Source organism: Chryseobacterium turcicum, from assembly GCF_021010565.1.
GTDB classification, from domain to species: Bacteria; Bacteroidota; Bacteroidia; order Flavobacteriales; family Weeksellaceae; genus Chryseobacterium; species Chryseobacterium turcicum.
Genome location: NZ_JAJNAY010000001.1, coordinates 834078 through 848895, shown reverse-complemented (window position 1 = coordinate 848895; position 14818 = coordinate 834078). Strand labels below are relative to the sequence as shown.

Annotated in this window: 14 protein-coding genes; 2 read left to right on the top strand and 12 right to left on the bottom strand. The window is 33.6% G+C overall.

Annotated elements, in window-relative coordinates:
- Positions 1-55 precede the first annotated feature (55 nt).
- Both LO744_RS04000 and LO744_RS03995 read left to right on the top strand, forming a co-directional pair.
- Complete coding sequence (locus tag LO744_RS04000) at positions 56-1657, top strand: class I SAM-dependent methyltransferase (protein WP_230667286.1); 1602 nt, start codon at positions 56-58, stop codon at positions 1655-1657.
- 146 nt (positions 1658-1803) lie between these two features.
- Entirely contained in the window at positions 1804-2346 is a 543-nt protein-coding gene (locus LO744_RS03995; RefSeq protein ID WP_230667285.1) for a GNAT family N-acetyltransferase, read from the top strand.
- A gap of 28 nt (positions 2347-2374) precedes the next feature.
- Here the strand turns inward: LO744_RS03995 and LO744_RS03990 are convergent, their stop codons facing one another.
- From LO744_RS03990 to LO744_RS03935, 12 genes are all read right to left on the bottom strand, one after another.
- Positions 2375-3139: an enoyl-CoA hydratase/isomerase family protein gene (locus tag LO744_RS03990; RefSeq protein ID WP_230667284.1), complete on the bottom strand. Its 765-nt coding sequence runs from the start codon at positions 3137-3139 to the stop codon at positions 2375-2377.
- A gap of 298 nt (positions 3140-3437) precedes the next feature.
- Positions 3438-4202, bottom strand: coding sequence for a methyltransferase domain-containing protein (locus tag LO744_RS03985; RefSeq protein WP_230667283.1), 765 nt, complete (start codon positions 4200-4202; stop codon positions 3438-3440).
- A 119-nt stretch (positions 4203-4321) separates the two neighbouring features.
- The gene (gene tnpA, locus LO744_RS03980; protein WP_230667282.1) at positions 4322-4786 is read right to left on the bottom strand and encodes an IS200/IS605 family transposase; all 465 of its coding nucleotides are present in this window, start codon (positions 4784-4786) and stop codon (positions 4322-4324) included.
- Positions 4787-5778: 992 nt separating this feature from the next.
- A complete protein-coding gene (locus LO744_RS03975; protein WP_230667281.1) occupies positions 5779-6474 on the bottom strand; it encodes an SMUG2 DNA glycosylase family protein in 696 nt (231 codons plus the stop codon).
- A 2-nt stretch (positions 6475-6476) separates the two neighbouring features.
- A complete protein-coding gene (locus LO744_RS03970) occupies positions 6477-7211 on the bottom strand; it encodes a DUF4241 domain-containing protein (RefSeq protein ID WP_230667280.1) in 735 nt (244 codons plus the stop codon).
- Positions 7212-7354: 143 nt separating this feature from the next.
- Positions 7355-9844: a phenylacetic acid degradation bifunctional protein PaaZ gene (gene paaZ, locus LO744_RS03965; RefSeq protein WP_230667279.1), complete on the bottom strand. Its 2490-nt coding sequence runs from the start codon at positions 9842-9844 to the stop codon at positions 7355-7357.
- A gap of 119 nt (positions 9845-9963) precedes the next feature.
- Positions 9964-10791 carry an alpha/beta hydrolase gene (locus LO744_RS03960; protein ID WP_230667278.1) on the bottom strand — a complete coding sequence of 276 codons (828 nt, stop codon included), beginning with the start codon at positions 10789-10791 and terminating at the stop codon, positions 9964-9966.
- 10 nt (positions 10792-10801) lie between these two features.
- On the bottom strand, positions 10802-11395 hold the full coding sequence (locus tag LO744_RS03955; protein WP_230667277.1) for an acyltransferase: 594 nt from the start codon (positions 11393-11395) through the stop codon (positions 10802-10804).
- Between the two features lie 129 nt (positions 11396-11524).
- Entirely contained in the window at positions 11525-12733 is a 1209-nt protein-coding gene (pcaF, locus tag LO744_RS03950) for a 3-oxoadipyl-CoA thiolase (RefSeq protein ID WP_230667276.1), read from the bottom strand.
- An 87-nt stretch (positions 12734-12820) separates the two neighbouring features.
- Complete coding sequence (paaI, locus tag LO744_RS03945) at positions 12821-13234, bottom strand: hydroxyphenylacetyl-CoA thioesterase PaaI (RefSeq protein ID WP_230667275.1); 414 nt, start codon at positions 13232-13234, stop codon at positions 12821-12823.
- 2 nt (positions 13235-13236) lie between these two features.
- The gene (locus LO744_RS03940; RefSeq protein ID WP_230667274.1) at positions 13237-13551 is read right to left on the bottom strand and encodes a hypothetical protein; all 315 of its coding nucleotides are present in this window, start codon (positions 13549-13551) and stop codon (positions 13237-13239) included.
- Positions 13552-13643: 92 nt separating this feature from the next.
- Positions 13644-14777, bottom strand: coding sequence for a 3-hydroxyacyl-CoA dehydrogenase NAD-binding domain-containing protein (locus LO744_RS03935; RefSeq protein WP_230667273.1), 1134 nt, complete (start codon positions 14775-14777; stop codon positions 13644-13646).
- Positions 14778-14818: the final 41 nt, after the last annotated feature.

The following is a 14818-nucleotide window of genomic DNA, read 5'->3' as shown; positions in this document are numbered from 1 at the left end:
AAAACTTTTATTCAAATAATTTGTTCAAATTCTTAACTTTAGAAAAATGTATTGTATGGACAAAGATATTTTACGCTCAGAAATATTCCGTCATCTGGATGGCGTTGTTACCGCTCCTATTGTAGCCTCCTTGATAAAAAAAGAAATCATCGCTTTTATTATCCAGCGAAAAAGTATGTCTATGAGTGAACTTTCTGAAGAATTTAAAGCCAATGAAGGTTATCTGAATGTAGCGATTCGCACTTTGGCATCACAGGGATTTTTAGATTATGAAGTCGATAACGAAAACGACCTTATTCTATTTTCAGCGAATGATAAGACTCAATTTCTACAAAAATACAGTTTGCTCTATCTTAAAGTAATTTCTTTTCTAAGACTTTCCACAGATATTAAAAATCAAATTAAAGAAAATTCTTTTATTGAAGAGTTTACCCAATTGAGCAATGCTGTAAAAGACCATTTTGGAATTCAGTTTTCTGAAGATTCTTTAGAAAAAGAGGTTCAGAAACAGATTTTAAAACATATCGAAGGTTGTATTATCGGTCCGGTTATCGTCTATCTGGGAATGACAGGAATGTTTCATAAATACTTTATGGAAACCTCATTTCAGGCAGCAGAGTTTCATAAAAATTCAGAGAATTTTGAGGTGGTTTTAGATTTCCTTACTTATTTGGGATGGTTTAAAAAGACTGGTGACAATTATAAATTTACCGATACCGGAATTTACTTTGCCAAAAGAGCTCCGTCTTATGGAGTCACGGTTTCTTATCTTCCATTGCTCAACAAAATGAATGACCTTTTATTTGGTGATGCTTCAAAAATAAGAGAAATTTCAGAAGGTGAAGATGAAATTCATGTAGACCGAGCAATGAATGTTTGGGGAAGTGGGGGCTCTCACTCCAATTATTTTAAGGTGGCTAATGATTTTATTATTCAAATTTTCAATCAACCTATTCATTTACAGCCAAAAGGTGTCTTGGATATGGGTTGTGGAAACGGCGCTTTTATTCAACACATTTTTGAAACCATAGAAAGATATACAGTTCGTGGAAAAATGCTGGAAGAACATCCTTTGTTTTTGGTAGGAGCAGATTACAACCAAGCTGCTTTGAAAGTAACACGAGCTAATCTCATCAACAATGATATTTGGGCAAAAGTAATCTGGGGAGACATTGGAAACCCAAAACAGTTGGCGGATGATTTAAAGGAAAATTACGAAATTGACCTTTCAGATTTATTGAATATCCGAACTTTTCTCGACCACAACAGAGTTTGGAAAGCTCCAGAAAATAGTAATATAAAGAGAGTAAGCACTTCAACCGGAGCATTTGCTCATCGTGGAAAAAGACTTCCGAATAACCTGGTGGAAGAAAGCTTAAAAGAACATCTCGAACTTTGGCTTCCCTACATCAGAAAAAACGGGCTCTTAATTATAGAACTTCATGCTTTAGATTCTAAACTCACTGCTGAAAATTTAGGAAAAACTCCGGCTACAGCGTATGAAGCTACCCACGGTTTTTCTGACCAATATATTTTGGAAGTAGATGTTTTTAAGAAAATTTGTATAGAAACAGGACTGAATATTGATAAAGAATTATTCAGAAAGTTTCCAAATTCTGATTTGGCTACAGTTTCAATTAATTTATTGAAGAGCTAAAATTTTAAAATCTCACGCAGATTATTTTGATTAAGCAGATTTTTCACAACTTTACATCTGCTAAACCTGCATAATCAGCGAGAAGTAAAAAGTTGTACAAATCAATATTAATAATTTAAAATTGATAAAATTTAAACAAATAAAAAATGACATTTCAAACGATAGAGACTGAGCATCTTCTGATTCAAAAACTAGATTCAGAAACAATGAATCAAATTTTTGATTTGAATAATGATGACGAAATCAGGAAAATACTAGGCATTACTACAGAAGACGAATTTACCCGACAGAAAAAAATTCACCAAAAAGGGTATGAATCGTACAACCGAACAATGCTGAATTTTCAAATTGTTGAAAAACAAAGCTCAGTAATTATTGGAAATTGTGGTTTTCACACCTGGAATCCTCAACATCATCGTGCAGAGATTGGTTATGCCTTGAATATTGATGAATTTAAAAATAAAGGTTTTATGAAAGAAGCTCTTGAAAAAATAATTGAGTTTGGCTTCGAAGAAATGAAACTCAACAGAATTGAAGCATTAATTGACGAAAATAATATCCCTTCAAAAAAATTACTAAAACATTTTGGGTTTAACTGGGAAGGTGTGATGCGCGGTCATTATCTAGTAAACGGAATATTTGAAGATTCAGTTTTATATTCTTTATTACAATCTGAATACAAAAAATAAAGCGTTGAAAATTTCAACGCTTTTATTTTTATTTAGCTCTTAATCTTTCTTTAATCGCCTCAATATTTTTCTTAGCAGAATCTTCGAGAATTAAACTTGCACTCATATGAATTCTTGCAGGCATTAATTCATTAAAATGTTCCGTACCTTCCCAAGAAACTTTTTTGATAAGCGCCAAAGCATCTTCGCTTCTTGTAGCCAGAGTATTTAAGAATTTCTCCAATTTAGAATCCATCTCAGCAATGTTTTCTGAAACTGAGTGGTAAACATTATGCTGCTCTGCCCATTCTGCCGACCTGAAATCTGCATCAATCGCCATTGCCGAAAACTGAGATTTCCCAATTTTTCTTTCAACATAAGGCCCTATTACAAAAGGCCCAATTCCTAAATTAATTTCAGTTAAAGCTAATGCCGAATCTTTGGTTGCAAAACAATAATCTGCACCGCAAGCCAATCCTACTCCACCGCCAGTTGTTTTTCCCTGAACTCTTACGACAACAATTTTCCCGCAATTTCTCATTGCATTTAAAACTTTAGCAAAACCTCCAAAAAATTTTGTAGAAGCTTCTAACTCTTCGATGGCTAAAAGTTCATCAAAACTTGCTCCTGCACAAAAAGCTTTTTCGCCTTCACTTTTTACAAGAATCGCTTTTACTTCTTTTTTAGCTCCTTCATCTAAAATAGTTTGAGCCAGGCTCTCAAGAATAGCTCCGGGAAGCGCATTACTTTTTGCCGTTCCGAAAGTAATTTCGGCAATATTATTTTTAATTTCTGATGTTACAAAATCACTCATTCTTAGTGTATATTCGATTTATACAAAAGTACTAAATAAAGGACTTTTGAGAAAACTAATCCTAGAGTTTTTAGACTTAAATATATTTAAATTAAAATTCCATCAGTATAAATACTGATTTTAAAAATTGGTATTTATACTCTATTTTACTCTCCCTGAAAGCCGTTATTTTGCGATAGAAACAAAAACTAATTATCATGAAAACTTTTTATTAACAATAAAGGTTTTCAAAAAACGATTCTAGACATAAATGAAAATTCCCTGTTGTGCAGGGAATTTATTATGTGAAATTTTTACTCTATTTTCGTCCGTATAGCAACACTCTTTTGAATGCATACATCGCAGGAAAAGTATTAAATTTCTCAGCAATTCTATTTTTATACTCATTAATAAAAGTCTCTTTGTTCGCTTCACTCAATCGTTCCAAATACGGAATAAGAGCCGAACCTGAAATAAACTGAAACAGTTTTTCGGCATCTTCAGCGATAATCGGATAGACTTTAATAGAAATCTGTAAGTCTTTTAAACCACTATCAAACATCATTTTAGTATAATCATCCAAATTTAAAACCGGAGAAACTCTGTTCCAATCTTGAAGCTGTGTTTTATAAGGTTCTTCCGAAGCGAGCTGAAACAGAATTTGATTGAGTATATTTTCAGATTGTACAGGCATTTGAACCGCAAACTGTCCGTTTTCACTTAATAGAGAAAGCAATTTTGGAAACAATTTTTCATGATTGTCCGACCATTGCAAAGCGGCATTGCTAAAAATTAAATCCCATTTTTCTTCGGAATTATACAATTCTTCAATTGCTTTTTGCTGAAAACTTAAATTTTTATTTTGAAATTCTAAAGATTTCTGAAGCATTTCATCAGAAGCGTCAATTCCTAAAAATTCGGCATCAGTAAACTTTTCTGAAAGAATATGCGTCTGTTCACCCGTTCCGCAACCAATATCGATTGCTTTTTTTAAACCGTCTGATGAAATAAGCTGCATTAAATCAAAAAAAGGCTGATAACGGATATTTTTAAATTGGTTGTAAACTTCGGGATTCCAGGGCATATTTTTATTTTTTATTATTAGACTGAATCATAAAGGCAGATTCCAGAGGAATCATATCTGTGTAGAAAATTAGAATATGACGATGAGGGCGTTTTCCGTAGGAACGTTATCTACTAAATCTAATCATAAAATTCAAACAAATATTGTTCCTGAAATTCAATTTCAAAAGCATTTAAAAATTCTATATATTCATCTTTAAAAGTTTTTTTCTTATGATGCAATTCTTGATTTAAAATATAATTTACAACTTGCTCTTTCTGGCTTTTTGCATAAGAAAATGCTCCATACCCTTGTTGCCATGCAAAGTGATTTAAACACAGTTTTTTTTCATTAATAAAATTTGTAGATTCTGTTTTGACTATTTTCACCAAATCTGAGATAGTGATTTGTAAATTTTTATAACTAAAAAAAATATGAATATGGTCCGGATTAGCATAAATAGCCAAAACTTTTTGCCCTTTATTTTTAAAAATTCCACAAATATATTTTTCAATTTCGTCACGAACTGAATCTATGATTTTATTGTCTCTCCCTTTTGTAGCAAAAACAAGCTGAATGTAAATTTGTGTATACGTATTTGGCATTTCTTATTTTTTTATATAGCGTTCCTACGGAACACTGCATTTTTTTAAATTAATATCTTCTACACAGATTGCATTCCTACAGAATGCTCCCTCTTACAATAAATTTCAGATAACTTTAATTTAATAGAGTTACATTTAAGTACAGATTCCAGAGGAATCTTATCTGTGTAGAAAATTAGAATAAGACAATGAGGCGCGTTCCGTAGGAACGCTATAGTCTAACATCTAATTATAAAATTCAAACAAATATTATTCCTTAAATTTATCATAAACTGAATCTATGATTTCATTGTCTCTTTCTTTTGTAGCAAAAACAAACGGAATGTAAACTTACGTATATGTGTTTAACATTGTTGATTTTTAGATAGCGTTCCTACGGAACGCGCTATTTTTTCAAACTGATATTTTCTACACAGATTGCATTCCTATGGAATGCTCCCTCTTACAATAAATTTCAGATCACTTTGATTTCATAGAGTTACATTTAAGTACAGATTCCAGAGGAATCTTATCTGTGTAGAAAATTAGAATAGGACGATGAGGCGCGTTCTGTAGGAACGCTATCTCTAACATCTAATTATAAAATTCAAACAAATATTATTCCTTAAATTTATCATAAACTGAATCTATGATTTCATTGTTTCTTTCTTTTGTAGCAAAAAAATAAGCGGAATGTAAACTTACGTATATGTGTTTAACATTGTTTATTTTTTTATATAGCGTTCCTACGGAACGCGCCATTTTTTCAAACTTAATTTTCTACACAGATTGCATTCCTATGGAATGCTCCCTCTTACAATAAATTTCAGGTAACTTTGATTTCATACAGTTACATTTAAGTACAGATTCCAGAGGAACCTTATCTGTGTAGAAAATTAGAATATTACAATGAAGCGCGTTCCGTAGGAACGCTATCGCTATTATCTAATTATAACAATTCAATAAATATTATTCCTTAAATTTAATTTCATCACGAATTGAATTTTTCAATCTTAAATTTTATTGTTCTTTAATGCTAAAATATACTTATCAATATACAAATCTTTTTCTTTGGATTTATATTGTTGAATATATCTTGGATGTTCTAAAACGGTCATTTTTTCAAACAAATGAGCTTCTTTATTTAATTTTGAGATGAAATCTGCATTTTTCGTTCCTAAAATAAAGACTTCAGAAGTATCAAGATTTAAGCTGAGATGTTTTTTCAAAGAATCAATCATAAAATCTTTTACATCATTAAAAAGTTCTTTATCATCATAATAATTGGCGTTAATCCAGTTTCCTTTCGATTTCCTGACAATCGCCAAAGGAAAAGGTGAATTAATGTATATATCTCTGTAAAACTCATCTGCTCCGCCGTAAGCTTCAATCATGTCATATATAAACACTGAAGAAATCTCATGGGTATGAGCCGACTCCATTTTAATTCCGCAAATACTTTCCAAACGTTTTGTGTCGGTGAATGGAACTCCAGTAACTCCTGCTCCATGCCGGCTTGGATTAATTCCGATTAAAAATTTTCTTTGGTTTGAATCGTTGTAATATTTATGATAAAACTTTTTCATAACAACCATCGTTTCAGGATTATCTAAATATGGATTGATAACCTGAAAATCGTCCGGCAACTTCCCGGAATATTGTAAATTCCGATTAAATTCTATGATTTGATGGGCAAAACTTTTATCCATCTTTATTCTACGTCATCCTCGTCTCCTTCTTCACTTAAAGCCAATTCAATATCTATAAACTGAATGTATAAGCCACAAATTTCTCCATTTGCATCATAAGCGAAATACACAGGATATTCACCATCGCCAAAACCACTTGCAAACATAGGAATCTGGTATTCTGTATTCGGAACTTTCCAATTAATCCAATCTCCGGCATCCCTTTGATTGTCGGGATTATCTTTGTAGCTCTGCGCAAAAATTTCAGCAAAATAATCATCGTAAAGATTATCGACATCAGATTCATCTGTAAATTTATCCACAAACGGAAGCACATCTGCATCGGTGATACATCCTAACCCTGCATCTACTCCAAAACCGAAAAAATCATCTTTAGTTACATCTTCCAATTCTTCAATTCCGACTAAAGCTTCTCTGTAAACAATCGGTTTTTCTTTGGTAAATTCTACTTTTACTACAGCATACCTGTCGCCCCAATCTTCTGATTTCACCACTGCAATTGTAACGGGGAAATTTCCTTTCGGAGCCTGAACAAAATAAGGCGATTGATTCGCATCCAAAGCAACCAATGGGTCTCTCACGACTACTTTTCCGGAAGGAAGAGAAACGTTTCCGATTTCCATAGTTTCCAATTGTTGACCCGCAATTTCATTTGAAGTAAAATAGGTTTCCAAATCGGTAGGGCAAGTAAGAATATCTTTTACTTCTTCCCATTTTTTCATCCAGCTATCGTTCATTTTTTATGATTTAATTTAAGCTTGAAAATAGGAAATAAAAACAAACACATCAAATATCAATAAGTTTTTAACAAAAGATTATAAAAAAACAGCGTAGCAAAATTGCTACACTGTTAAATTGGTATATTATTAAATTTTAAAAATTAAATCAATCCAAACTGTTCAAAATGATGCGTAAAATGCTTCTTATGCATCAGTTCCCACATTTCTTTATTCAGTTTTCCAAACACAAAATTCATATGTTCAGCTTGTGGATTTTCTTTATAATAAATAGAGAATCTCTTCAAATTATCTAAGAAAGACTGTTTTGCAGCATCCAGATTTTTATGTTTCAATTCTAACAAAGTTCCATCTTCCACTAGGAAAGGCGCAGAGAAATCTTTTGGCATTTTTCTGTGACTGTAAAGAGAATCTTGCCATTTTTCTAACTGTTCTTCTGGTGTGAAACATTTATCAGCTTCTGGCTCGCCTAAGCTTACCAAAATTCCGTGTTCCAGATGTTCAATCATCTGTTGAGGAGACATTTTACCCCAAATTGATGGAGTTGTTTCAGTCAAACCTTTTACAATTTTCTGAACATTTTTAAGGTCGATAAAAGGAGAATGTTTTGCCACCAATGTTAAAATAGTCGCTACACAAACGATTTCATCTCTTTGATTTACAACCTCAACCAACCACTTCACAACACCAGAAGGAATATTTCTTCCTTTTACTCCACGATTGATTTTTTCTTTTGCCGTTAAATAAACTGTAATCGTATCTCCTGCGTAAACTGGTTTGAAGAACGAGCAGTTTTCCAATCCGTAGTTGGCGATAACAGGTCCTTTTTTACCAGAAACGAACAATCCTGCTGCTGCAGAAAGAATGAAATATCCGTGAGCAACGGTTTTATCGAAAATAGTTCCCGATAAGCTTGTTGCGTCTGTATGTGCATAGAAATGGTCCCAAGAAACATTAGAGAAATTTACAATATCTGCATCGGTAACGGTTCTACCTGCTGTTTCTAGAGAATCTCCAACCTCAACATCTTCAAAATATTTTTGGAAAGGATGCTTATCTGCAAATTTTTTCTCGGCTCCTTGCTGATAAACTTTTGTAATCGCGGTCAAAATATCGGGAGAACCTTGAATTGCTGTTTTTTGAAGGAAGAAATGAAGACCGTTTAATCCACCCATTTCTTCACCACCTCCTGCTCTTCCGGGACCACCGTGCATCAAAGTAGGAAGCGGCGAACCGTGACCTGTACTTTCTTTCGCATTGTCTCTGTTTAACACAAAAATTCTACCGTGTTGAGAGGCCATTTTCCAAGAAGTTTCGGCAACAAATTTCTCATCGCGAGAAACAATTGAACCTACTAAACTTCCTTTTCCTCTTTTTGCTAATGCTGCAGCTTCTTCTGCATCTTTGTAAGGCATCAACGTAGAAACGGGACCGAAAGCTTCGACATCGTGAGAAATATTTTTAGTGAACGGAGAATCGTTTAAGAATAATTTAGGACTCATAAATGCTCCATTTTCATAGTTTGCATCTACCAATTCGTGTTTTCCGTCATAGATAAGCTCATTCTCAGTTTTTAGAATATCAACTTTTCTTAAAACTTCGTCATACTGCTGTTTTCCAACCAAAGAACCCATTCTTGTTTCTCTACTTAACGGATTTCCTATTTTTGTCTGGTCTAAAGCTTTAGACAAAGCATTTTGAACATCTCCGATTAAGTTTTCAGGAACAATAATTCTTCTGATTGCCGTACATTTTTGTCCCGCTTTTGTAGTCATTTCTGTACGAACTTCTTTGATGAATAAATCAAATTCCGGAGTTCCCGGTTTTGCATCCAATCCAAGAATCGAACAGTTTAAAGAATCTGCTTCCATATTGAAACGAACAGAATTTCCTGAAATTGAAGGCAAAGATTTTAATTTTCTACCCGTATTTGCAGAACCCGTAAATAATACAGAATCTCCATCCTGAACATAATCTAAAATATTTCCGGGTTCTCCACAAACCAATTGAAGCGCTCCTTCCGGAAGAACTCCACTTTCAATCATATCCTGGAAAACCGCATTCGTTAAATAAGAACCAAACGGAGAAGGCTTCACAATTGACGGAACACCTGCCAATAAAGATGTGGATAACTTTTCTAACATTCCCCAAACCGGAAAGTTGTACGCATTAATTTGTACTGAAACACCTTCACTCGGCGTTAAAATATGAGCTCCTAAAAACGTTCCGTTCGCCGAAATTTTCTGAGTTTCTCCATCTACCCAAAACGGAGTGTTCGGAAGCATTCTTTTTGCTAAACCAGAATACGTGAAGAAAGTACCAAAACCTCCTTCAATATCTACCCAAGAATCTGCGTGCGTAGCTCCGGTTTTATATGATAATTCGTAATATTTTTTCTTTCTTTCTAAAAGGTAAAGCGCTACTTTTTTCAACATCTCTCCACGGTCATAGAACGTCATCGATGAAAGATTTTTGTAACCGACTGTTCTCCCGTAATCCAAAGCCTGTTCAAAATTCAGACCTTCAGTATCAGAAACAGCAACTTGCTCTCCCGTCACGGCATTGTATAAAGGAATTCCGTTTCCAGTACCTTCAATCCATTCGCCGTGGATATAGTTTTTTAATTTTTCCATATAATATTTAATACTTTAATTTAACAATGTATCAATCTAGCAGTTTACCAATGATGATTCGAAAATCTCAGTATGACATTATGCAAATGTTAGATTTTTACATTGGTATATTGTTACATTTATTTCGGTTCTTGATAAGGAAATAATTTCACCAAACCTTCATACAAACTTCTGTGAAGAATCGTTGCATGATTGTCTGTTTCCATCATTTTATATTCTACTGTCCAGTTTTTTTTATTTGACTTTTTAAGAATATCATATAGATTTTCGGCATCTTTAATCATTACCGGATGTTCCCCTTTTCCAACAGAAACATAAATAAATTTCTTCGTATCCGGAATTTTAGATAATAACTGATTAGCCTGTTTCAAAAGACTTTCATCATCCCACCACAAACTCGGACTAATGATAAAATAGTTATCAAACATTTCAGGCTTTTTAAGCAAAATTTCTGTTGCTAAAAGTCCGCCCAACGATTGTCCGAATAAATAGTTATTTGTAGTTTTAAACTGACTTTTGATGTAAGGTTTTAATTCTTTTTCAAGAAAACCGATAAATTTATCTGAATGTCCTGTTGTAGGATAATCTTTCTGCAAATCTTTTAAATCTGTATGAAAAGTAAAATCTTTCTTTCTGTCAATATTCGCAATCCCCACCACAATGGTTTCCGGCATAGCATACATTTGATTAAAGAATTGAATCAATCCGGTAACGTGGATAAAATCTTCATTCATACTTCCATCCAAAAGATAGATAATAGGATAAGATTTTGTTTTGTCGAAATTTTGTGGAAGATAGATGTTTAACGTTCTATCTTCATTTAAGATTTTAGAATTTATCGTTCTGATTTCTCCGATTGTTAATGGTTTTACATTATTCGTTTGGGCAAAAGCCATAAAGTAAAATGTAAAGAGAATACTGCAGAAAATGAGAAGTTTTTTTGTCATCTTTTATTTTTTATTTCACATCATCCCAAATACTGTAATCAACAACCTTTGTAGGAATTTGTTCTACATATTCTGTAAACGGCTCACAAGGTACAATTGCATCTTTTCCTTCTCTTGCCAACTCCTGATACAATCTTGTTCCTTCCGTTTTCCATTTAATCATTTCATCAGAAACATCACGGATAATTTTTGCTGGACTTCCAACAATAAGTTTTCTTGCATCACATTTAAAATTTGCAGGAACAAAAGCTAAAGCACCGATAATACATTCGTCACCGATAACCGCTTTATCCATCACCACCGCATTCATTCCAACTAAACAATTTCTACCGATATGTCCGGAATGGATGATTGCTCCATGACCAATGTGTGCCGATTCTTCTAAAATCGTTTCAATGCCCGGAAAAACGTGAAGTGTGCAGTTTTCCTGCACATTTGCGCCATCTTTGATGATAATTTTCCCCCAATCGCCACGAATAACCGCATTGGGACCGATATAAACGTCTTCTCCAATTTCTACATTGCCAATAATCACCGCTTGTGGATGAATGTAAGCAGAAGGTTTTATGATAGGACGAATTCCGTGGTATGAGTAAATATTCATAATTTTAATTTGAAAATTTGAGAATGAGTTAATTTGAAAATAAATCAATTTGGAAATTTGAGAATGAGAAAATTTGAAAATTAAACGCTCAGAAACATTTTCAAATTCTCAAATTAGCCCATTTTCAAATTAAATTTTTTCAATCACCATTGCATAGCCTTGTCCGACACCGATACAAAGGGTACACAATGCATATTTTTTATTTTGTTTTTGAAGTTCAATTGCAGCAGAACCAACGATTCTTGCTCCGGAAACTCCAAGTGGATGACCAATTGCAATCGCTCCTCCGTTTGGATTGATTCTTGAATCATCATCTTGTAAACCTAAACTTCTTGTTACTGCTAAAGCTTGAGCTGCAAAAGCTTCATTCAACTCAATGATATCCATATCTTCTAATGAAAGATTCAGTCTTTTTAATAATTTTTGAGTCGCTTCAACAGGTCCAATTCCCATAATTCTTGGCTCAACACCGGCAACTGAAGACCCTAAAATCTTAGCTTTAGGTTTTAATCCATATTTTTTTACAGCTTCTTCACTTGCTAAAATTAATGCAGCAGCACCGTCATTCATTCCAGAAGCATTTCCGGCAGTTACCGTTCCGCCTTCTTTTTTGAAAGCTGGACGAAGTTTTCCTAAACCTTCCATTGAAGAAGTTGGTTTGATGAATTCGTCTGTATCGAATATTTTAGAATCGCCTTTTCTTTGAGGAATTTCAACTTTTACAATTTCTTCTGCTAATCTTCCGCTTTCCTGAGCTTTCGTCGCTTTTTGTTGGGACCAAAGTGCAAATTTGTCTTGGTCTTCACGGCTGATGTTATGCATTTCTGCTAAATTTTCAGCAGTATCTCCCATCGCATCTACGCCATACATTTCTTTCATTTTTGGATTAACAAATCTCCATCCGAAAGTCGTATCAAACATCTGACTATCTCTTCCAAAAGCCGAACTTGGTTTTGACATTACATAAGGTGAACGCGTCATTTGCTCAACTCCACCTGCAATGTAAATTTCACCTTCTCCTGAAGCAATCGAACGGAAAGCATTGGCTACTGCAGACATTCCTGAAGCACACAGCCTGTTTACGGTTTCACCTCCAATTTTGTAAGGAAGACCAGCCAATAAAAGTCCCATTCTTGCAACATTTCTGTTATCTTCACCTGCCTGATTAGCACATCCGAAAATAACATCCTCAATTTCCTCAACAGGAACTTCAGGGTTTCTTGCAACAATTTCTTTTAAAACAATGGCAGCCAAATCGTCTGCTCTCACTTCTGAAAGACCTCCGCTTAATTTTGAAATGGGAGTTCTGATGTAATCTATGATGTATACGTTGTTCATTTTATTAATTTGAAAATGTGTTAATTTGAGAATGAAATAAAGCATTAAAATTAATTTTCAAATTGCCTCATTTCTAAATTTTCAAATTTATAATTCTGTTACTTTTTTTCCTATTTTATAAACTGTACCTACAAATTTCGCAACTTGTTCGTTATTTTGATTGGTGATTTTAATGTCATAAATCGCAGTTTTTCTGGTATCATTTACCAAAATGCTTTCTGCTCTGAAAATATCACCTTCTCTTCCGGCTTTAGTAAAATTGATGGTTACGCTTAACGCAACGGCAGCATTTCCGTCATTGTTTGATGAAAAAGCAAATGCTGAATCTGCAAAAGCAAAAGTTACTCCTCCATGAACCGTTTTTAATCCGTTGAGCATCTGTTTGGTGATTTCCATCTCGATTAAAGAATAATTTTCTTTGATGTCGATGATTTTTATTCCTAAAAATTGGGAGAAATAATCTTTCTCCATCATATAATCTACAACCTGTCTTGGATTCATTTTTAATGTATTCTTGTTATTTTTTCATATAATTCATCAGCCAGATTGTCGTAAACGCTCATGGTTTTCCCTAGAATTATTTGTTCGTAAGTGAGGTTTTCTGAATCTGATAAATTTTCAGTTGGAAATGGAACTCCCAAATCAATGCCTTCTTCATTGGCAATTCTTTTAATTAACTCTTTATATTTTTCATTAAATCTTCCTAATAAATCAAGTTTTTCCTTATCATCTTCAATCGAAGAAAGTGCCTGAATTAAATATTCTTTTTCAATGATAAGCCTTGTTTCCAATTCGGCTCTGAAACTATCTATATCCATAATATTAATTTGAAAATTTAATCCATTTGAGAATTTGAAAATTAAAAAAAAACGTTGTAATTCATTTTCAAATTAGCATATTTTCAAATTGTCTAATTCAGCTTACGAAGCAACGGGCTTTGTCTGTATCTTTCTTCCTGATATTCTTCATAGAGATTTTGTAGGGTTTCGGAGATTTTTGCATATCCTATTTCTTTTCCCCAAGCCAATAATCCTTTTGGATAATTAACACCTTTCTGCATTGCCAACTCTAAATCTTCATCGCTTGCAATACCTAATCTTTTAGCTTCAACAGCTTCGTTGATTAGCATTGATATAATTCTCAAAAATATTTGTTGATAAAGCGCATCATCTTTTTTAGGTTCTGGTTTTACAGCTCCTTCAGAATAATCGTAAAAACCTTTCCCCGTTTTTCTGCCGTGAAGTTTTGCTTCAGACATTCTTTGCTGAAGAAGAGACGGTTTGTATTTCGGGTCGTAGAAATATTCGTTATAAACCGTTTTTGTTACTGAGAAATTAACATCAACACCAATTAAATCCATTAATTCAAAAGGTCCCATTTTGAAGTTTCCTAATGTTTTCATTGCATCATCAACTTGTTCTAAAGTTGCGATGTTTTCCTCAACAATCCTCAGACCTTCACCGTAATAAGGACGAGCGATTCTGTTAACAATAAACCCAGGAATATCTTTCGCAATCACAGGAGTTTTCCCCCAATCTTTCATCAGACTGTAGATTTTTTCCGCTAAAGATTTTTCGGTAAGTAAAGATGGAATAACCTCAACCAAAGGCATTAAAGGAGCCGGATTGAAAAAATGAATTCCGATGAAACGCTCTGGTTTTTGTAATTCTGCACCAAGAGAGGTGATAGAAATAGAAGATGTATTGGAAGCAATCACACAATTTTCTGAAACATATTTCTCTAATTCTGTGAAAACTTTAGTTTTAATTTCTTTATTTTCAATGATGGCTTCAATGATTAATTCGCAATCTTTGAAGTCTTTCAATTCTGTAGCAATGGAAATATTAGCTAAAATTTCAGTCATTTTCTCAGACGAAATTTTTTGTTTATCAACCAATTTGGTCAATGTTTTTTCCAAACCTACGGTTGCCGTTTCTACTTGTTTTGCGTTGGCATCATAGACCCAAACTTTGCATCCGTTCGTTGCGGCTACTTGTGCAATGCCGATTCCCATTGTTCCGGCACCGATAATTCCTACATTCATATTTTATAGATATTAGAAGCTAGAAGTTAGAAGTTAGACTT